This window comes from Sphingobium sp. FG11 (genome assembly GCF_057809915.1).
Genome location: NZ_JBMDKW010000014.1, coordinates 54,080 through 73,363, shown reverse-complemented (window position 1 = coordinate 73,363; position 19,284 = coordinate 54,080). Strand labels below are relative to the sequence as shown.

Sequence of the window (19,284 nt, the reverse complement as noted above, 5' to 3'; positions counted from 1 at the left end):
TTTCTCCGTCCGAGATGCGCCAGCCTATACAATATGACCGCAGTTTGACGAGAGGGATCAGCGCGACTTGGCCGGATTCCACACGGTGAAGGTGCGCCCCGCCATCGCCTGCGCCACGCCCTGCAACGTCGCGGCATAGGCGATCATGATATCCACCAGCGCCGCGAACGGCCCTGCCCTTCGCCGTAGCCCAAGCCATAGGACCAGCACGACGGCCAGCCCACATGCCATATAAAGCGTCGGAGAAATGCGCATCGCCAGCGCGCCCGCAGCCACCGCGCCGGTCAGGATGAACAGGCCGCCGAACCAGCGCACAATCTTGCGTGAGGAATATTTGAAGCGATCCAGCCCGCTCAACCGCGCGATCTGCGGCCGTAAATGGCGATGGGTATGCCAGGCGCGGGCCGCGATGCGCACCTTCCGCCGATATTCATCGGTGCGTGCGGCGACCAGCCGTTCACGCGCGATCACATCCTTCGCTTTCACCAGCCGCATTCCCGCGAACAACACCGCCATCGATACGGTCAGATCGTCGAGCACATCGTCGGGAAAGGCCGGATAGAGCGATCGCCGGATCGAAAAGATCGAACCGTCCGCACCCAGCACATTGCCGGTGCGCGATTCCTCGTCCTTCAGCCGCTCCTCGATCCGCCAATACAGCGAGCCGACCTGCGCCGTGGCGCTTTCGCCGTCGCCGAGATAGTGAAGCGACCCCAGCACGCCCCCCACATTCGGGTCGGCGTAACGGGCTAGCAGATTATCGATGGCGTCGGAGTCGAGCAGCACATTGGCGTCCGTGAAGATCAGCACCTCACCCGTCGCGCGCGCGGCGAGCTGCTTCATGCCATGCGCCTTGCCGCTCCGCCCCGGCCCGCGCACCAGCGTGACGACATCGGCGTGCGCTGCAATCAGGGCGGCGGTGTCGTCGTTCGAGCCATCATCGAAGGCGAGGATTTCGAGCGCAGGATGGCGCGCCTTGAGTATGGCCAGATTGGCGAGCTTTTCGGGCATCGCCGCTGCTTCATTATAGGCGCAAAAGAGCAGCGAAGCGGACAGCCCCGGCCTCGCCTGCGGTTGTTCCGGCCTTGTCGGCAGGCGGCGCAGGATCAACGGATAGATCAGAAACGGCCACGCCACCGCCACTAGCGAGACGAGCAGCACCAGCGCGAGGACGATGTCGACCCGGTCCATCAATAGGCCTTGTGATGGACGAGGACGCCGATGGTGGCGACAATGATGCGGATGTCGCGCAGGATCGACCAGCGGGTCACATATTCCAGGTCCGACTGGAGCCGGTCGATCAGATCCTGATGATGGTCGGTCGCGCCCCTGTGCCCGCGCACCTGCGCGAGGCCCGTCATGCCCGGTTTGATGCAATGCCGCTCCCAATAGCGCGCGTCGACTTCCCAATAGAGGCTGTCGCCTGCCTTCGCGGCGGCGGCGTGCGGGCGCGGGCCGACGATGCTCATGTCGCCAATCAGCACGTTAAAGAGCTGCGGCAGTTCATCGATGCTCGTCTTGCGCAGGAAACGTCCAACCGGGGTCACGCGATCGTCATCGCGCGCGGTCAGCTTGTCGGCGTGGAGGTCGCTGGCGTCACTGCGCATCGAGCGAAATTTGAGGATCGAAAAGGGTCGCGCGTCACGGCCGATGCGCGGCTGGCGGAACAGGACGGGACCGGGACTCGTCAGCTTCACCGCCAGCGCCGCGGCGATCAGCACCGGGGCGAGCAGGATGGCCGCGATTCCGGCGACCGCCACATCGAACAGCCGCTTGATGATGCGGTCGCGAAACTGGAATGGACCGCCCGCGACGACGATGGTAGGCTGGCCATCCAGATCGTCGATCCGCGCCGGGGCGAACCGCAGCAATTCGGGCACGACGATCTCACCCCGCGCCGCCAGCGATTTGAGCGCGATCGACCAATCGTCCATCCGGTCGAGCGGACAGGCGACGACGACACGCTCGGCCATGCCCACGGCGGCGGCAAGCCGCTCGGCCATGGCGGCGTCGTGGCGTTCGGGATGCAGCTCCGCCATCTTCGCTTCGATCACGGTCATATGCGGCGCGGTGTCGATCGCGACCCCGTCGAGGATGACGGCGATCAGATGCGGCACTTCACCCAGCAACGTCGCGCCAAGGTGCGCGATCGCGACCCGGACCAGCGTAAGCGCGACGGCGGACAGACCAAGCCCGGTCAGCAGCGTCAGGCGGGACAACGTCTCGGCGATCTTGCCGAAATAGATGATGAGCAGCATCAGCAGCGCCGCCTGCGCCAGCGCCAGCAGCGCACGAACGATCCCGCGCCGGCTGTTTTCGAAGCTGTGGATGCCGTACGCGCCGCCCTGCACGCCCAATATCGCGTAAAGCGGCGCGAGCATCGCGAACATGATGATACCGTGCGGCTTGCCCGGCTCTCCCCACAATGCGCCCAGCACCAGCCAGTTGGCGACGACGAACGATAGAAACAGCCCCGCCATGTCGCCGGTCAGGCACAGCAGATAGAGCCGAAGGCGAACGATTTCCTTGGAGACTGTCATGGCAGAAATTGAGTCACCGGCACGCCCATCATGGCGTTTGCGTTGGCACTCGCCGGGAGGGAGCGCAAGGGTCGCGCGCGATCAAATGGCAAAAACGGCATCGGTAGGGTGCATCGGTCGCCCGTCAACTGCCGAACAGCCGCTCCAGCGACTTGTCGAGCATGACCAGTTGCCACAGCAGCCGGCCATGATCGGCCACGCCCGATTTATGCTCGGCCGCGATCCTGCCCAGATGCTTCACGTCGAACCAGCCCGTCTTTGCCAGCGTCGATCCGCCAGCGACCGCCGCCGCTTCGCCGGCCAGCGCGCCCCGGAACCAGGCGCTGATCGGGGTGACGAAGCCCATTTTCTGACGGTAAAGGATATCCTGCGGCAGATATGGCTCCATCGCCTTTTTCAGCAGATATTTGCCGCTATTGCCGCGAATACGCTGGTTGACGGGCAGGCGCGCGGCAAACTCCACCAGCCGGTGATCGAGCAGCGGCTCGCGCGCTTCCAGGCTGACGGCCATGCTCATGCGGTCGGTCTTGGTGAGGATGTCGCCGGGCAGCCAGTGGCGGATATCGGCATATTGTGCGCGGTCGAGCGGATCGCGCGCGGGCGCATCCGCCATCGTTTTGATGTAGCGATCTTCGGCGCGATGCCCGCCCAGACCCGACTGCATCTCCGGGGTAAAGAGGCGCTGGCGCAAAGCGTGGGACGTGATGCCCACCGACGCGGCATAGGCTTCGCCCCCCTCACCCGCCAGTTCGAGGAAAGTGGATTTCGCCCTGAGCGCGCGCGGCGCCCAGTCGGCCTTGGGATAATAACGGCCCAATGTCCCGAACAGCGGCTGGCGGATTGACGCGGGCACAAGCGCGCGCAACCGCTCGCCCTGCATCTGGAAGCGATGGCGGCGATAGCCGGCGAACGCCTCGTCCGCGCCATCGCCCGACAGCGCCACCGTCACCTGCTCGCGCGCCAGCTCGCATACCCGGAAGGTCGGCAGCGCGGAGGCATCGGCAAAGGGTTCGTCGAAGTGGAAGGCAAGCCGGTCGATCAGGCCATAATCGTCGGGCGACACGATGCGCGAGCGATGATCGGTCGCGAACCGCCGCGCAATGCGGTCGGCATAGGCGGTTTCGTCCAGCGCCGCGACATCGAAGCCGATGGTGCAGGTCTTGGCGGCCTGACTGGATGCTTCGGCCATCAGCGCGACGACGCTGCTGCTATCCACGCCGCCCGAAAGAAACGCGCCCAGCGGCACATCCGCCACCATGCGCGATCGCACCGCATCGCGCATCAGCGCGACCAGTTCCTCCTCCAGCGCCTGCGGCGACGCCTTGCTCCGGTCGGCGAAGCTGACGTCCCAATAACGTTGCGGCGCTCCGAGCGGACGCCCGCGCACGAGACGCAGCGTTTCACCCGCGCCCAGCTTTTTCACGCCCGCGATCAGGCAGGCGTCATCGGGCACATAGCCATAGGCCATATAATCCTCGACGGCGGTCAGGTCCGGCGCGCGACGGAGCAGCGGGTGCGCGAGCAGCGCCTTGAGTTCCGATCCGAAGATCACGCTGCCGTCGGACAGCGGCGCATAATGAAGCGGCTTCACCCCCAGCCGGTCGCGCACCAGCCACAGCGATTGCGCTCGCGCGTCGAACAGGGCGAAAGCGAACATGCCGATGAAGCGATCCACGCACGCCTCGCCCCATTGGCGATAGCCGTGCAGGATGACCTCCGTATCGCTGTGGGTGCGAAAGACATGCCCCTTCGCCTCCAGTTCGGCGCGCACCTCGGCGAAATTATAGATTTCACCGTTGAATGTGACGGCAAGGCTCGCGTCATCGGTCAGCATCGGCTGCGCGCCGGTCGCTAGGTCGATGATCGACAGCCGCAAATGGCCCAGACCTACGCCGGGCGCGGTCCAGATACCACTGCCGTCCGGCCCGCGATGCGGCATCGCGTCGAGCATGCCGCGCACGCGCGACGGATCGACCGGCTTGGCCGTTTCAAGGTGGAAAATGCCCGCTATCCCGCACATGGCATTGTCCCTAGCGGATGCCCGCGCTGCGGTCAGCCAATTCCTTCACATCGCCCAGATCGGCAAGGAAGGCGGTGATGGCTGCATCGGCGGGACGGCCTTCGCGCTCCTCGGCCGATATCAATATCGCGATGGCGCGCTGGTCACGGCCCAGCAGGCGGGCCTTCATGGTCTCGATCTTGACCGTCGGCTTGCTGCCCGTGGGCTGGCCACGACCCACGACATAGAAGCTCACGACATGGCGCACGACCGGGCCGGGGGCGGTGACCTGTTCGCCGCGCGCGTTGTCGGGTGCCGGCGCGGGAGAGGACCACGTCCATGCGCTGTCGGGATCGGCCGCTCCCTGTGCGAAACCGACCATCTTGCGCTGGCCCTCCTGCCGGTCATAGGCGGCGATGGCGAGGTCGATCACCTGCCCGCGTCCATCGACATAGCGCCCCATGAGGAAATGAGTCGCTCCGTCGAAGCGCGGCTTCCAGGAATAGGCCATGGCTCCGCCGCCGCGTGTCCAGTTCCTGACGGAAGGCAACACCATCGTCGGCGGCAGGGAAGCGCCTGACGCGGCGCTCGCCGCAAGCCAAAGCGGGGCGGCGGCGACCAGAGCCAGCGCCGCCCCCGCTATCACGCCCGGCGTCGCGCCATCGCGCACCGCGCCCTGCAAGCGGCGGGGATCGAACCATGGGTCGCCCGGCTTGCGATCGAAGAACGGCCAGGCCGCCGCCATGACCACGACCATGACGATGGCGAAGAACAGCCAGCCATAGACGACATGGTCGAACCCGACCGCTGCATCGACTGTCGTCAGATGCGCCACGAAGATCGTCGCGAAAGCCCGCACGCCATTGGCGAGCACGGACAGCGCCAGCGCGCCAGCCATGAACGCGATCCGGCGTGGCCAGCGGCGGAAGCAGACATTGCATACCAGCACGCCATAGGCGGTCATCGCGATCAAAAATTTCGCGCCGGAACAGGCTTCGGCCACCTCGAAATAGCCGGTGGGGGTAGTGATGAATATCCCCTCGATATGGGCGGGCACACCCGCGATCGCGAGCAGGATCATCGCCAGCTTGGCCGTCAGCAACTGGAGATAGGGGACGATCTCGTCGCCGCCCGGCACCATGAAAAAGGCGTAGAACAGCGGAAACAGCATCGCGCGCGCCACCGCTGGACCCAGCAGAGCGACCGTCGCGCCCTGCAACATGACGACCAGCGCGCCTTGCCGCACCATCGCGACCCCCGCCGCCGCGCCGACCAGCCAGACGAGCGCGCCAAGGCCAAGCCAGATCAGGCCCGGCCACCATGCCACCGGCTCCAGCTGCCGCAGACCGGGCAGGCGCTGCTGCACCAGCCAGCCGATCAGGATCGGCACGAACAGGCAGTGGCCGAAGGTAGAGGCGGTCCACCAGATCGTCACCATGTCCCGCAGATCGGCGTAGAACAGCGCGAGAATGACGACCGCCACCGCGCCTAGCGCCGTCAGATGGCCGCGCCATCCGCTAAGGTCGCGCCAGCCCGCCAGACCGCTCGAGGACAGAGCCTGTCCGCTCATGCCGCGCGGATACCCGCTGAAGGCGGGAATAGCAGGCCGGGCAACGCGCTCAACGTCTCCGACCAGCGATAACGCATTTCGACGCGCGAACGTGCGGCGCTGCCAAGGCTTGATGCCCGCGCAGGATCGCTCAGCAGCGCGCAAATTTTGGATGCCTCCTCCTCGGGGTTGGCGGCGACGAGGAAGTGCAGTTCATCGATCGCGTCGATCCCCTCGGCCGCCTGCGGCGACGCGACGACCGGGCGCGCCATCGCCATGGCTTCGAGCACCTTGTTCTGGATGCCGCGCGCGATCCGCAGCGGCGCGACCACCACATCGGCCGCCGCCAGCCAGCCGCGCACATCGGGCACGCCGCCGGTCACGATGACGCCGGGAAGCGCGCGCAGCGCCTGCACGGCTTTGGTCGGGCCGCGTCCGACGATGGCGAAGCGGACGGCGGGATAGCCCGCGCGGATCGCCGGGAGGGTTGCCCGCGCGAAACTCTCCACCGCTTCGATATTGGGCCGATAATCCATCTGCCCGGTAAAGACGAGCAAAGGCCCCTCCCCCCGCTCGACCTTGGGGAAGGTGACGCAGGGATCGAAATAGTCGAGCGCGACGCCATTGCCCATGGCGACGATCCTGTCGGCGCGCTCGCCGGTAACCGCCCGGAACATCGCCGCCTCCGCTTCGCTGACGAAGGTGCAGATGTCGGCACGGGCGGCGACGGCGCGCTCGAAATCGAGCAACATCCGCCCCTCGCGCCGGTTGATCCACGCCATCGGGCCAGTCCCCTGCGCGCCATAGGCGGCATATTTGGCGGAGTCGAAATCCACGAAATCCATGAGAAAGCGCTGGCCCGGCGCGAGCATCGGCACGAAATGCGCCATCTGCGCGGAATAGGCGACGACCGCCGCAATGGGCCGCTCCGCCAGCGTGCGCGCTACCCATCGATGCAAGCCGGGATGATCGAACAAGGCGACCAGCAGGGATTGCCGCCGCGCAAGTCCCGTCAAACCCGCGACGATGCGGGACCTGTCGCGCATCAGCAGGCACTGGCTCGCGGCGATCTGCGCCATGTCCCCGGCAAAGCCCATGTCCCGATCATCATCGGCAAAGCAGCCGACATGCACGGGCGCGATGCCCGCCAGCCGCTGCAACAGATGATAGGACCTGATCTTGTCGCCGCGATCGGGCGGAAACGGGATGCGATGGCACAGGAAGAGGATTTCGCCCGTCATCCAAGGCCGCGCGCGATATAGGGACCGATCAGCGTCGCGATCGATTCCGGCATTTTCTTCCACAGCTCGACCTTGCGCCGATATTGCGGTGACAGCGGATTGACGTCGCGCGTTTCATGGCCGGGGGCCGTGCGCAGATGATAGCCGAGCGGCTCGCCGGCAAAACCCCAGGTCTTTTTCCAGGCGGCGGGTCCCGTCCCGACCTTCGAGCGACCGAAGTCGAAAATGGTCAGGCCCCGCTCGCGCGCCTGCCGCATCAGCAGAAAATACAGCACCTCGTTGGAGCGCATCGCCCGCGCACCCTCCGCCGCGCCGTGCCAATAGGGCATGCAGGCGCCGTGATGATAGAAGCTGATGACCGCCGACAAGGGCACGCCGTCCTTAGAAACCAGCGCGATGTCGGCATCCTCGCCAAATCGCTCCATGATCTGTTCGAACAGCGCGCGCGGAAATACCGGCGTGCCCAGATTGTGGACGCTATGGGCGTAAAGGCGGTAATGAATGTCGCGCAGCCGCCTGGTCCGGCCGCTTTCGAACGTCAGCCCCTTGTCCAGCCCCTTGCGGATTTCCGCCCGATGGCGCTTGGGCACGGCCCTCAATTCCGCCTCATCGTCGGCAGCGAGCGGACGCGAGAAACCCAGATAGGCGTCAGCCCTGCTCTCCCATGCCACTCCGGTTGGCGCATCGCCGCCGCGCAGTTCCAATGTCGTGCATTTAAGGCTCGACGCGAGCGTCCAGGCCGCATCGGCCAGGGCGTTCGCCGCCTTGCAATGGGTCGCCAATATCCCGCCATCGACCGCGAACCCGCTCGCTACCAGCGCCCGCCCGAACAGGGCCGACCGGATGAAGCTGAGCGGCAGCAGCCCGACAATCTCACCGGACAGTTGACGCGCGACCAGCATGATGGCCTTTTGCCCTGTCCCGGCTTGCACCCCCATGATCCAGCCGGGCCGGTGGAAAGGGGTCGATTCCGGGTGCGCGCAAACCCAGTTGTCGATCCTCGACAGGGCCGCCGGATCGCTCAGTTCCGCCTCTTCCACAAGGATCGACAGATCGGACATGGCATTCATAGAAGGTTCCTTGCACACCCGTCACGACATAGGCGCAAGGGCTGAAGATATCGTATCCGATTACCCCAGACCGCGCGAAATCAGCGGTCCCAGAAGATTGGCAACTGGCAGCGGCAAGCGCTTCCACAAGGCGATACGCCATTGATATTTCGCGCTTTGGGGGTTGATGTCACGCGGCCCGCTGGCCGCCGCCCAATTGTGATAGGCAAGCGGGACCGGCGCGAAACCGAAACTTTTTTTCCACGCCGCCTGACCGCTCCCGGCCTTGGATCGACCAAAATCGAACAGGGTCATGCCGCGCGCCCGGCCATGCGTCATCAGGCTGAAATACATGAGTTCATTGGATCGCAGTCGCCGCGCATCGGCGACGCCGCCACCCCAGAAGGGCATGATCCGACCCTGATGATAGAGGCTCAGGACCGCCGAAACCGGCCGTTCGCCCTCATAGACCAGCGTGATGTCCGCTTCTTGTCCGAACCGGATCAATATGTCTCTGAAAAGGCGTTTTGGGAAAACCGGCGTGCCCAAATTGTGGACGCTCTGCGCATAGACGCGGTAATGATCGCGAAGATGGCGCGCGTCCCGGCCATGCTCCACCCGCAGCGCCCGGTTTGCCAACGCCTTGCGCAATTCAGCGCGATGCTTGCGCGGCACCGCCGCAAGCTCCGCATCGTCGTCCGCCGCCAAAGCGCGCTGGAAGCCGACATGCTCGTCGGCAGTGGTCGTCCAGTGCGCCGCCGGCAAAGGCCCGCCGCGCAGTTCGATGGAAAGATCCCCCTCGGCACGCGCCAGATCCTGCGCTGCGGATGCCAGCGCGGCGACGGTCGCGGGATCAGTCGCCAATATCCCGCCGTCCACGGCAAAGCCGGTCGAAACCAGCGCTTCCCCGAACAATCGGCTTTTGACATGATGCAACGGCAGGATACCCCGGATGCGGCCCGACGGACCGACAGCGGTCAGCATATGCGCGCGATTGGCCGTAGCGTCAGCGATCGCGAGCATCCATGCGGGCCGATGGAACGCCGTGCCCTGCGGATGCGCCAGGACGAATTCGTCCACGGCCCGCGCCTGTTCGTCCGCTGCCAGATCGAGCGACACGATCGAAAGATCGGCCTGATTGCCCATCCTCATCCCGCCCGTTCCGCTTCGCGGTCGGCCAGCGCGTCCAGGCGCGTCCAGGCGAAATCACGGGTCAGTCGGCGCAGCTTGGCCGCCATGACCGACAGATTGCTGTAATGCCGCAGCCGCGACCGAAGAGGCGCGCCGGCCACGCGCGGCTGATCGGCGTCGATCTCCCATGGGTGGAAATAGATGATGGCGGGCCGCTCCGCCTGATGGTTCACCTGCCGGATGGCCCAGCGCGAAAAAGCATAGGGCAAAAGCCGGAAAAAGCCGCCGCCGCCTGCCGCCAGCGTCCGGCCGCCAAGCTTCGCGGTCGTTACCGGCAACTCGACCAGCGCCGACCCCTCGACCGGCTTCCATGCGAAGCGGGGGGATTCGGGCCAGCCATAATGATCGTGGCGGATTGGCGCGACGCTGCTCGAATAACGATAGCCCTCTTCCGCAAGGATCGGGTGCGCCCATGGCGTGCGCGTGTCGATCGAAAAGCTTGGCGCGCGATAGCCTGTCACCGCCTGCCCGCTCGCATCCTCCAGGATCGCGCGCGCCTTGCGCAAATCGGCGCGAAACTGGTCGGGCGTGAAGGTAAAGACGCGGGCATGGTCGTACCCATGGCTCGCCACCTCATGCCCTGCCGCGACGATCCGCTGCATCAGAGCGGGATAGCGTTCCGCCACCCAGCCCAGCGTGAAGAAGGTCGCCTTGACGTCGGCCTCGGCAAACAGCGCGAGCACGGCATCGGTGTTGCGTTCGACACGGTGGGTCAGGCCATCCCAGTCGTCGCGGCTGATCGTGCGTTCGAACGCGCCGACCTGAAACCAGTCCTCGACATCGACCGACAGGGCGTTTTGCATCATAACCTCAAATTGCCCGGTCCCGGTAATTTCGCAAGCGCGCGGTCAGGCCGCGTATTGCTGACCGTCCGCCATGCGTTCTTCGCGCTCGACCCAATCGACCAGCAGGGTCAGCACCCGGCGCAGTGCCGTATCCTGTTCCCTGGCGCGGAACTCGACGCCGCCAAGCCGTTCCTCGATAGCGGACAATTGGGTATGAAGCGCGTCAGCGTCGATATCGGGGACCGAAGGGACCGCAGCCCGCTCGGCCTGCGCGCGCATCTCGGCCAGTTCCGCCCGCAACGCCGCGATCTCGTCCAGAAATATGTCCGGCGCGACCTGCGGCGCAACCGGCTCGGCCCTGCGCTCCGGTTCGGCGAAAGCGGCAGGCCGGGCGAGGGACGCGACCACCGGCTCGTCGACGCGGTCGAGCACGGAAGGCGCGATCGGCTCGGGCCGGGCATCGTCATCGACACCCATGTCCGCCACCACCGCCGCCACGACTTCGGCGTCGATTTCCGAAAGCTGGTCGATCGCGCCCATCAACAATATGCGGCTCGCCAGGGCATTGACGCGGCGCGGCACACCGGCGGTCGCAGCGTAAATCGCGTCGAAAGCGTCGGCGGTGAAACGCGGGTTGCCGCTCCAGCCGACCAGCGTCAGGCGATGCTCGATATAGGGCTGGATTTCCTGCGCCATCATCGGTTCGAGATGATGGGTCGCGATGACGCGCTGGCGCAACTGTTCGAGTTCCGGCGACTTCAGCAGATCGCGGAATTCGGGCTGCCCCAGCAGGAATATCTGAAGCAGCGACTGGCCGCCCAACTGGAAGTTGCTGAGCATCCGCAATTCCTCGATCGCCGAAACGGGCAGGTTCTGCCCTTCGTCCACGATCAGCAGCGTGCGCCGCCCGGCCCGCGCCTGTGCATGGAGATAGCCCTCGATCCGCTGCAATATCTGCGCCTTGGGCATGCCGTCCACGGCGAGGCCGAAATGCTGGGCGGCGAGTCGCAGCATATCGTCGCCCTCGACCTGGGTGGACACGATCTTGACGGCCGTCAGCCGTGCCGGATCGACCGTCTCCATCAGATGGCCAACGAGCGTCGTTTTGCCCGCGCCGACATCGCCGGTGATGACGATGAAGCCTTCACCCTGCGCCAGTCCATATCCCAGATAGGACAACGCCTTGCGATGCGTCGCGCTCTCGAAATAAAAGTGCGGATCGGGGGTGAGCTGGAAGGGGCGCCCCTGCAATCTGTAGAATTGATCGTACATCTCTTCGTCTCCATCCGGCTGGCCAGCCCCCCGGAAGGAGGCGAGACTGGCACGGAAATGCTTAAAAGCTGTAACGCAGGCCGACCTGGCCCATCGCGCTGATGATCGTGTCGAAATCGTCCGCCTTCGTGCCGTCCACGCCGACCGACGCCGAAGCCGACAGGCGACGGGTCAGGCCGGTATTGTAGCTGGTGAAGCTGCCCGCGTTCAGCACATCGGGGCGATCGCCGCTGGCGTCGAAATAATTGGCGTAAATCACCGTATCGATGCTCGAACGATCGTTGATCGTGTAGGTGACCGATCCGTTGCCGTACCAGTTCTGATCCTTCGACCCGCGAATGAACACGACCTGCCCGGACGGGGTGATGAACTTGCGCTGCGAATAGCCAGCGCCCAGGCCCCATCCCCATGGTCCATGCCGTGCGGAATATTGCGCCGCGACGCCCCGGTAACGGAAATTGGCGTCGGTGATGCCGCTCAATGCATCGTTGAAGCATTGCCCCCCGCCACTGACGGAGAAGGCGCAGCCGGTCATATTGCCGGTGAACGGATTGCGCGCGACGTCGAAGCTGCTGCCCGACAGGGCGGCGACGTTGGATGTGATGAGCCGCCCGAAACTGTCGATGCCGTCGAACACCATGATCCCGACCGAGCTGTTGCGGCCCTGCCAGATGAAGCTGCCCGAATAGGTCATCGATCCGTATCGCTCGCCGACCCGCGCTTCTAGCGAAGTGCGATGGCTCGGCCGCCACAACACACCCGCATCCCAGATGATGCCGTCATCATCATAGACGAGCGCGCGCGGCGAACTTTTGTCGGTGACGTAACGGCCATGCGAAATCAGCGGCACGCCGGTCGAATCCAGCAGCGGCGAGCGCTGACTGATCTGAATTTCCTCATAGCCAACGCCGCCCACGAGCGCGACCGTATGCGACACCGGCATCGTCGCATCGACGCGGCCCCATTTATCCTCGAACCGCTGGTCTAGCACGCTCGCATCCTCGCGGCTGTAGCCAGCGCTCGCGACCAGCCCGACGGGCAGGACCGTACCGGGCGCGATGCCGACGGAACCAGTCAGATCATGCGTCCAGCTGTCGGCGAACGCGCCACCGGCCGGCACGCCCGGCGCGTTGTCGCCAAAACTATCTCCAACCCGCGCATAGCCCAGACGATAGGAGGCGTTGACGTCAACGTCGCCGACCTTGGTTGTGTAGGACGGGCCGACATAGCCGCTGTAAACCTGACTGCTGAAGCTGTCGTTGCGCGGGCTTGCGCCCGACAGACCATCGGTCCGTACCCGCGTCGCGAGGCCCCCGGTCTGGATGGCAAGGCCGCGCGCGACATTGAATTTGGCATGGCCGACGCCGCTCAGCACATCCTGATCGGTCGCCTGACGGCCCCAGCCGAAGCTGTGGTTATATTCGACGTCCACGCTGGCCTCGACCCGGCGGTTCTGGACTTCCATGTTCACGCCGGCACTGACATTGGTATAGGTCAGCACATCGCCGCCACCCTTGAGCGGGGCCATGACCACCTGGTCGATGCCGATATAGGGCGTGACCTCTAGCCGCTTGTCGTCATCCGACCGCGCCTGTGCGGGCATCGTCCCTGCCGCCATGATGAGTAAAGCCAGCGCCCCGATCGACGCCCCTGGCCTTTTATGCCGGACGTTCATGACTCCGATTCCCCCTTGGAATAATAGGTGCCGAAGCGGCGGTTGCTGGACGAAAAAGTCACACCGTTCAGCAATAGCTGAACCAGCGCCCCGCCCTTCAACATGCCCGCTGCGTCACGCAGCGCGCTTTCGGCGGTGCGGTCCGCCCGCACCACCAGCAGCGCGACGGCGACATTGGCGGCAAGAGCCGCGGCCGCCGAAGCCGCCAGCAACGGCGGCGAATCGAACAGGATGATCCGCTCCGGCCGGCCATCGGTCAGGCGGCGGAGCAGGGCTTGCGTGCGCGACGAAGCGAGCAATTCGGTATCATTATTGCTGCGCCGCCCGGCTGGCAGGATGCAGAGCGACGGAATATCCGTGCGCAACACCATATCCTCGACCGCCAGCGCCGGATCGGCGAGCGCATCCATCAATCCCGCGCCGGGCGTCAAACCCAGCGCTTCGGGGATGCCGGGCTTGCCCAGATCGGCATCGATCAACAGGACTTCACGATCCTTTTCCGCCGCCAGGCTGAGCGCCAGATTGATGGCGCTGAAAGTCTTGCCCTCGCCGCTATGGGGCGAACAGAGCAGGATGCGGTTGCCCCGCGCATGACCGGCGAGCAACGCCAGCAGGTCGCGCTTGATGAGGCGAAATTCCTCGCCCAGCGCCGTCACCGGCCCATCGGGCTGAATGAAGCCGCCTTCGGCGAGCTTTTCGCGATCGATCGTCTGCGGAAGGCCTGTCCAGTCGCGCGCGCGCTGGGTTCCGGGCGCTGCGTCCGCCCCCACCGGAAGCGGCGCATAATCCACGACCGGCGGCGGCGCATCGGCTGGTACATCGACCGCCGGCGCGGCGCGGCCACGCAACGCGTCGTTGAAATCATAGAGCTGGGCCGCCCGTTCGAGCAGCGATCCCTTGGGGATAGAGCTGTGCTTGGTCATGCTATCCGTTTCCTCAGGCCATGCCACGCTGGATGAATTCGATGCCGATCAGCAGCAGGCACACCGCCGCCAGACCCGCGCTGGCCCCGGCGAACCATTTCATGCGCTGCTTTTCGATCGCCTGCTGACCAGCGCTTAGCGTCTGGCTGATCGCGCCGATCACGGGCACGCCGACGGCGCGCTCCAGCCGTGTGGCGGTCGGGAACGTCCCCTTGAGCTGGCCGATGGCGAAGGCGACGCCGACCCCGGCGCTGATCCCCAGAATCAACACGCCCAGCAGCAACAGCGGACGATTGGGCGCGGCGGGCGCCGTTGGCAGGCTCGGCGGCAGGATGACGCGGAACTGGACCGATCCGGTCTCCGTCTTGACCTCGCCCCGCAGCCTCAGATCCTCGCGGTCAGACGCCAGCTTGTCATATTGGGTTTTGAGCACGTCATAATCATTGTCGAGCTTGGCCTGCTCCGACACGATGCCCGGCTCGGACACTTGCTTGGACGTCATGACGTTGAGGTCGGACTGCAACTGCGCCCGGCGCGTCTGCAACGCCTGCACCGTCGCGGCGCGATCGGCCTGCATCGATCTGATCGAAAGATAGGCGGGATTGGGCGTTGCGCCCGCACCGCCGCCACTGCCACCGCCCAGCTTGCGCAGCGCGTCGACCTGCCGTTGCGCGGCGATGACGTCAGGATGGCTGTTCGTCCAGCCGCGCGATTTCATGCCGGCGAGATCGGCCTGCGCCTGCGCCAGCGGCGACGCCCCGCCGCCCACGCTCACGCCCGGCAGGGTCGCGGGCGTGCCGGCGAGCTGGCCGTTCATGGCGGACAGCGCGCTCTGCGCCTGCACCAGCTGCGAATCGATGCTGGCGATCTCCGTCCGCGCCGCGTCCATGCGCTGGCTGATGGAACCGGCGCCGGGCAACAGCCCGACATAGCGTTGTGCGAAATCGACCCGACGCTGGTCGGCCGCGGCGAGCTGGCGACTGCGCGCGGCGATCTGCTGGTCGAGGAAGGTGAGGCTCTGCTTGGTTTCGTTGCGGTCGCCCGAGAGATTTTCCTCCTGGAAAATGTCGATCAGCTTCTGGACGATCTGCTGCGCGATCTTTGCGTTCGCACCGTCGGACAGGCCGCTGTCCGATGACTTGGCGCTGATGTCGATCATGCTGGGATCGGCCTGCGCCAGCACGGTGATATTCTCGCGCAGCTTGGTGATCTTGGCGGCGACATCGCGCGGCCCGGACACGGTCTGCGACAAATCGGTATCGCGCACGACCTTTTCCAGATTTTCGGTGCTCGCCAGCGTCTGACGCACCCGTTCGAGGTCCTGCTGCGACTGGACCTGCGTAATGCCGACCTTGTCCTGCAACAGCGACTGGGTGTTCACATAGACCCGCGCCTTGGATTCATAGCTGTTGGGGACGAGCGCGACGCCCAGCCAGCCCAGCATGCACAGGCCCCACGCCACGGCCAGCGCGATCCAGCGCCGGCTCCAGATGCCGTGGAGGATCAGCATCGCTTCGTCGTAAAGTCCCGCCATGGTCAGAACATGCTTTCAGGAATGATGATGACGTCGCCGGGCTGGAGCAGGACATTGGCCTTGCTGTCGCCCTTTTTGAGCAGGTCGCCGAGGCGCACCTGAAATTCCTTTTGCTTGCCGCTCGCCTTGTCGAAGCGCACCAGCCGCGCCCGGTTGCCCGCCGCATATTGCGACAGGCCGCCGACGGAGATCATCGCGTCGAGCAGCGTCATGTTCGCGCGATAGGGGATGGAGGCGGGCTTTTCGGTCGCGCCGACGATCCGCACCTGTTGGCTGAACGTGCCGGAGAAATTATTGACGATGACCGACACCAGCGGATTTTCGATATATTGCGACAGTGCGATCTTGATGTCGTCGGCCAGCATCTTGGGCGTCTTGCCCACGGCCGGCATGTCGGTGATGAGCGGCGTGGTGATGCGGCCGTCCGGGCGGACCTGAACCTTCGCGCCCAGTTCGGGATTGCGCCACACGAAAATGGTGAGATCGTCGAGCGGGCCGATGACATATTCCTCGCCCGGCCCTTCCTGCGTCGATACGAAGGACGCCGGCGGCAACTGCGGTCCGCTTCCCGATGAAGCGCAGCCCGAAAGCGCGACCGCAGGCAGGGACGCGCCGATCAGAAGCCTGGAAACCGTCAAGAAACGCATCATCTTCACCTCTTTGAGCCGCCACGCGCAAAGGGCCGCCCAAGAGGGTGAGGCAGGCCCGGAGCACATGGCTTCAACCCACTTCATGCCGTCAAAGGGTAAAGATACCGTTAGGAGTTAAGTTCCCGGCAAATCAGCCAAGTAAAAGTTCACGAGGACTTGGATGGCCAAGAAAAGCGGCTGGACTGGCCGACGCACCATAGGCCCCGGCAAGGAAGATCGCGATCAGATCGCCCGCCTCGATCACCGGCAACGCCACCTTGTCGCCAAGCCGGTCGATCGGCGTGCACAGGCACCCGACGACCGTTACCGCATGTTCCGCTGGTTGACCTCCAAAGCGGTTCGCGACCGCCATCGGATAGTTACGGCGAACCACCGTGCCGAAATTGCCGCTCGCCGCCAGTTGATGATGCAGCCCGCCATCGACCACCACAAAGGTTTCGCCTTGGCTCGTCTTAACGTCGATCACGCGCGTCAGATAGACACCGGATTCGCCCACCAGCCAGCGCCCTAGTTCCATGGCGAAATCGCTGTTCTTCAGGCTGTCAGGCCGCGATTCCAGCGCCTTGCCAAGCGCGTCGCCAATCGGCGCGATGTCCAGCGGCGTGTCGCCGGGAAAATAGGCAAGCCCGAAGCCGCCACCCAGATTGACCAGCGGCGGCGTAACCCCCGCAGCGTCGGACAGGCGCGCCGCAAGGTCGATCGTCGCCGCCTGCGCCTCGATGATGGCGAGCGGATCGAGCGTCTGCGATCCGGCGAAAATATGCCAGCCGCGCCAGTCCGCGCCCGCCGCGATCACATCGCGGGCAAGCGCCGCCGCCCGATCGGCATCGACGCCGAACGGCTTGGCCCCGCCGCCCATGCGCATTCCCGAACCCTTGAGTTCGAAGTCGGGATTGACCCGGACCGCGAGGCGCGGCGTCTTGCCCAGCTTGTCGGCGATGGCGAGCGCCCGCCGCCCCTCGCCTTCCGATTCGAGGTTGAGCGTGACCCCGGCGAAGATCGCGGCGCTCAGTTCATCGTCGCGCTTGCCCGGCCCGGCAAAGCTGATCCGGTCCGGCGCCATGCCCGCGTCGAGCGCCATGTGCAGTTCCCCGCCCGAAGCGATGTCGAATCCATCGACCAGCCCGGCCATGCGCGCCAGCAGCGGCGCATAGGGATTGGCCTTGATCGCATAATGGAGGTCGAGCTGATCCGGCATCGCCGCGCGGAAGCGGCGGACCTGCGCCCCGACGATATCCATGTCGTAGACGAACAGGGGCGTGTCGCCCGCTTCGTCGACCAGGCTTTCCGCGCCGCATCCGCCGATCAGCAACATTCCATCTTCGGATTGAAACGCGGGCGGGATGGGTCCCATGGGCTTCATGACGCATATTCTCCGGCCAGTGCGACTCGATCGATCTTGCCGTTGGGATTGCGGGGAAATCGGGCGAGCGCAATCGTCTGGCGCGGCTGCATGAAATTGGGCAGGTCGGCCTTCAGCCGCGCTTCGACCGCCGCTGCGGTCGCGGGATCGGACGTGCGGATCAGCAGCAGCACCGCCTGCCCCAGCCTCTCGTCCCGAACGCCCAGCGCCACCGCTTCGGCCACGCCGTCCACGGCGAGCGCCGCTTCCTCTATCTCCGTCGGACTGATCCGGTTGCCCGCCGACTTGATCATCGCATCGTCGCGGCCCACGAAATACAGCAGTCCCTGTGCGTCCCGCCGCACCGTGTCGCCCGACCAGACCGCAGTGCCGCCATAGCGTGATGCGGGCGGCGCGGGACGGAACCGTTCGGCGGTGCGCGCGGCGTCACGCCAATAGCCCTGCGCCACCAGCGGTCCGCAATGCACCAGTTCGCCCGGCTCGCCATCGTCCGTCAGGGTGCCGTCGGGCCGCACGACGAGTATTTCGGCGAAAGGAATGGCGGATCCCATGCTGTCGGGATGGCTTTCGACCAGCGCTGGCGGCAGATAGGTGGAACGGAAGGCTTCGGTCAGCCCATACATCGGATACAGGTCCGCCTGCGGGAACAGCGCCCGCAACTTGGCGACGAGCGGCCGGGTCAGCGCCCCGCCGCTGTTGGTGAGTCGTTTCAACTTGCCCGCCACCTCGGGCGGCCAGTCCAGTTCGGTCAGTTGCACCCACAGCGGCGGAACCCCCGCCAGGGTCGTGATATCGCGCCGGTCCACCGACTTCACGACATCGCGCGGCGTCAGATAATCGAGCGGATAGACGCATCCCCCCGCGATCCAGGTCGAAAATAGCTGGTTCTGGCCATAATCGAAACTGAAGGGCAGCACGCAAAGCGTCCGGTCATCGGGTCCCAGCCCCAGATAATCGGCGACCGCGACCGCGCCGAGCCACAAATTGGCATGGCTCAGCATCACGCCCTTGGGCTTGCCGGTCGATCCGCTGGTGTAGAGGATAGCCGCCAGATCGTCGGGCCGGGCATCCGACGGGCCAATCGCCGTCCCGCCGCTCATGGCGCAGGCGGCGTCATCCTCGCGGTGGGGCTGGCAGCCCGCCGGAACCTCCGTCGGGGCGAGCGTCGCCAGACGGCTGGCGGTTCCGATCAGCAGCGCCGCGCCGCTATCGGCCAGAATGTGCGCGACCTGTCCATGTTTGAGCAACGGGTTGACCGGCACATGGACCAGCCCCGCGCGCGGGGCGGCGAGCGGCATCAACGCGGCGACCGGCCCCTTCGCAACCCAGCTCGCGACGCGCGCGCCGCGCTCCAGCCCGAATCCGGCGAGCCAGCCCGCAAGCCGCCCGAGCGTCGCTTCCAGCCCCGCATAATCCTGACTGCCCGACCGCCCGTCGATCGCCGGTCGCGAATTGTCCTCGCGCAGCAGAATATGGTCGATCGGCCGCACCGCTGCGCCATCGACCATCCTTG

15 protein-coding genes are annotated in these 19,284 nt (G+C 65.5%); all 15 read right to left on the bottom strand.

The window, feature by feature from the left end; all coding sequences use genetic code 11:
• Positions 1–57 precede the first annotated feature (57 nt).
• Positions 58–1,191, bottom strand: a complete 1,134-nt coding sequence (locus ACODSN_RS12775; protein WP_489055896.1) for a glycosyltransferase — start codon at positions 1,189–1,191, stop codon at positions 58–60.
• On the bottom strand, positions 1,191–2,540 hold the full coding sequence (locus ACODSN_RS12770; protein WP_489055895.1) for an exopolysaccharide biosynthesis polyprenyl glycosylphosphotransferase: 1,350 nt from the start codon (positions 2,538–2,540) through the stop codon (positions 1,191–1,193). Before ACODSN_RS12770 ends, ACODSN_RS12775 begins: the two co-directional genes overlap by 1 nt.
• Positions 2,541–2,664: 124 nt before the next feature.
• Positions 2,665–4,560 (bottom strand): XrtA/PEP-CTERM system amidotransferase, encoded by a 1,896-nt coding sequence (locus ACODSN_RS12765; protein ID WP_489055894.1) that lies wholly within the window; start codon positions 4,558–4,560, stop codon positions 2,665–2,667.
• 10 nt (positions 4,561–4,570) lie between these two features.
• Positions 4,571–6,109 carry an exosortase A gene (gene xrtA / locus ACODSN_RS12760; protein ID WP_489055893.1) on the bottom strand — a complete coding sequence of 513 codons (1,539 nt, stop codon included), beginning with the start codon at positions 6,107–6,109 and terminating at the stop codon, positions 4,571–4,573.
• Positions 6,106–7,329 carry a TIGR03087 family PEP-CTERM/XrtA system glycosyltransferase gene (locus ACODSN_RS12755; protein WP_489055892.1) on the bottom strand — a complete coding sequence of 408 codons (1,224 nt, stop codon included), beginning with the start codon at positions 7,327–7,329 and terminating at the stop codon, positions 6,106–6,108. Before ACODSN_RS12755 ends, xrtA begins: the two co-directional genes overlap by 4 nt.
• On the bottom strand, positions 7,326–8,399 hold the full coding sequence (locus tag ACODSN_RS12750; RefSeq protein WP_489055891.1) for a FemAB family XrtA/PEP-CTERM system-associated protein: 1,074 nt from the start codon (positions 8,397–8,399) through the stop codon (positions 7,326–7,328). Before ACODSN_RS12750 ends, ACODSN_RS12755 begins: the two co-directional genes overlap by 4 nt.
• A 60-nt stretch (positions 8,400–8,459) precedes the next feature.
• Positions 8,460–9,530: a FemAB family XrtA/PEP-CTERM system-associated protein gene (locus tag ACODSN_RS12745; protein WP_489055890.1), complete on the bottom strand. Its 1,071-nt coding sequence runs from the start codon at positions 9,528–9,530 to the stop codon at positions 8,460–8,462.
• On the bottom strand, positions 9,527–10,375 hold the full coding sequence (locus ACODSN_RS12740) for an XrtA system polysaccharide deacetylase (RefSeq protein ID WP_489055889.1): 849 nt from the start codon (positions 10,373–10,375) through the stop codon (positions 9,527–9,529). The genes ACODSN_RS12745 and ACODSN_RS12740 overlap by 4 nt, the downstream gene beginning before the upstream one ends.
• Positions 10,376–10,417: 42 nt before the next feature.
• The gene (locus tag ACODSN_RS12735) at positions 10,418–11,626 is read right to left on the bottom strand and encodes an XrtA/PEP-CTERM system-associated ATPase (protein WP_489055888.1); all 1,209 of its coding nucleotides are present in this window, start codon (positions 11,624–11,626) and stop codon (positions 10,418–10,420) included.
• A 61-nt stretch (positions 11,627–11,687) separates the two neighbouring features.
• Positions 11,688–13,301, bottom strand: a complete 1,614-nt coding sequence (locus ACODSN_RS12730) for a hypothetical protein (RefSeq protein ID WP_489055887.1) — start codon at positions 13,299–13,301, stop codon at positions 11,688–11,690.
• A complete protein-coding gene (locus ACODSN_RS12725) occupies positions 13,298–14,224 on the bottom strand; it encodes an AAA family ATPase (protein ID WP_489055886.1) in 927 nt (308 codons plus the stop codon). The genes ACODSN_RS12730 and ACODSN_RS12725 overlap by 4 nt, the downstream gene beginning before the upstream one ends.
• Before the next feature lie 13 nt (positions 14,225–14,237).
• A complete protein-coding gene (locus tag ACODSN_RS12720; RefSeq protein WP_489055885.1) occupies positions 14,238–15,758 on the bottom strand; it encodes an XrtA system polysaccharide chain length determinant in 1,521 nt (506 codons plus the stop codon).
• Between the two features lie 2 nt (positions 15,759–15,760).
• Positions 15,761–16,405, bottom strand: coding sequence for an XrtA/PEP-CTERM system exopolysaccharide export protein (locus ACODSN_RS12715; protein ID WP_489055920.1), 645 nt, complete (start codon positions 16,403–16,405; stop codon positions 15,761–15,763).
• Positions 16,406–16,538: 133 nt separating this feature from the next.
• Positions 16,539–17,771 (bottom strand): pyridoxal-dependent decarboxylase, exosortase A system-associated, encoded by a 1,233-nt coding sequence (locus tag ACODSN_RS12710; RefSeq protein ID WP_489055884.1) that lies wholly within the window; start codon positions 17,769–17,771, stop codon positions 16,539–16,541.
• Entirely contained in the window at positions 17,768–19,279 is a 1,512-nt protein-coding gene (locus ACODSN_RS12705) for an acyl-CoA ligase (AMP-forming), exosortase A system-associated (RefSeq protein ID WP_489055883.1), read from the bottom strand. Before ACODSN_RS12705 ends, ACODSN_RS12710 begins: the two co-directional genes overlap by 4 nt.
• Positions 19,280–19,284: the final 5 nt, after the last annotated feature.

Excerpts from the sequence above, each read along its gene's own strand:
- xrtA (WP_489055893.1), bottom strand. The coding sequence starts at position 6,109 with ATGAGCGGACAGGCTCTGTCCTCGAGCGGTCTGGCGGGCTGGCGCGAC.
- ACODSN_RS12765 (WP_489055894.1), bottom strand. The coding sequence starts at position 4,560 with ATGTGCGGGATAGCGGGCATTTTCCACCTTGAAACGGCCAAGCCGGTC.
- ACODSN_RS12715 (WP_489055920.1), bottom strand. The coding sequence starts at position 16,405 with ATGCGTTTCTTGACGGTTTCCAGGCTTCTGATCGGCGCGTCCCTGCCT.
- ACODSN_RS12775 (WP_489055896.1), bottom strand. The coding sequence starts at position 1,191 with ATGGACCGGGTCGACATCGTCCTCGCGCTGGTGCTGCTCGTCTCGCTA.
- ACODSN_RS12710 (WP_489055884.1), bottom strand. The coding sequence starts at position 17,771 with ATGAAGCCCATGGGACCCATCCCGCCCGCGTTTCAATCCGAAGATGGA.
- ACODSN_RS12740 (WP_489055889.1), bottom strand. The coding sequence starts at position 10,375 with ATGATGCAAAACGCCCTGTCGGTCGATGTCGAGGACTGGTTTCAGGTC.
- ACODSN_RS12755 (WP_489055892.1), bottom strand. The coding sequence starts at position 7,329 with ATGACGGGCGAAATCCTCTTCCTGTGCCATCGCATCCCGTTTCCGCCC.
- ACODSN_RS12720 (WP_489055885.1), bottom strand. The coding sequence starts at position 15,758 with ATGGCGGGACTTTACGACGAAGCGATGCTGATCCTCCACGGCATCTGG.
- ACODSN_RS12730 (WP_489055887.1), bottom strand. The coding sequence starts at position 13,301 with ATGAACGTCCGGCATAAAAGGCCAGGGGCGTCGATCGGGGCGCTGGCT.
- ACODSN_RS12745 (WP_489055890.1), bottom strand. The coding sequence starts at position 9,530 with ATGAGGATGGGCAATCAGGCCGATCTTTCGATCGTGTCGCTCGATCTG.
- ACODSN_RS12750 (WP_489055891.1), bottom strand. The coding sequence starts at position 8,399 with ATGAATGCCATGTCCGATCTGTCGATCCTTGTGGAAGAGGCGGAACTG.
- ACODSN_RS12705 (WP_489055883.1), bottom strand. The coding sequence starts at position 19,279 with ATGGTCGATGGCGCAGCGGTGCGGCCGATCGACCATATTCTGCTGCGC.
- ACODSN_RS12725 (WP_489055886.1), bottom strand. The coding sequence starts at position 14,224 with ATGACCAAGCACAGCTCTATCCCCAAGGGATCGCTGCTCGAACGGGCG.
- ACODSN_RS12735 (WP_489055888.1), bottom strand. The coding sequence starts at position 11,626 with ATGTACGATCAATTCTACAGATTGCAGGGGCGCCCCTTCCAGCTCACC.
- ACODSN_RS12770 (WP_489055895.1), bottom strand. The coding sequence starts at position 2,540 with ATGACAGTCTCCAAGGAAATCGTTCGCCTTCGGCTCTATCTGCTGTGC.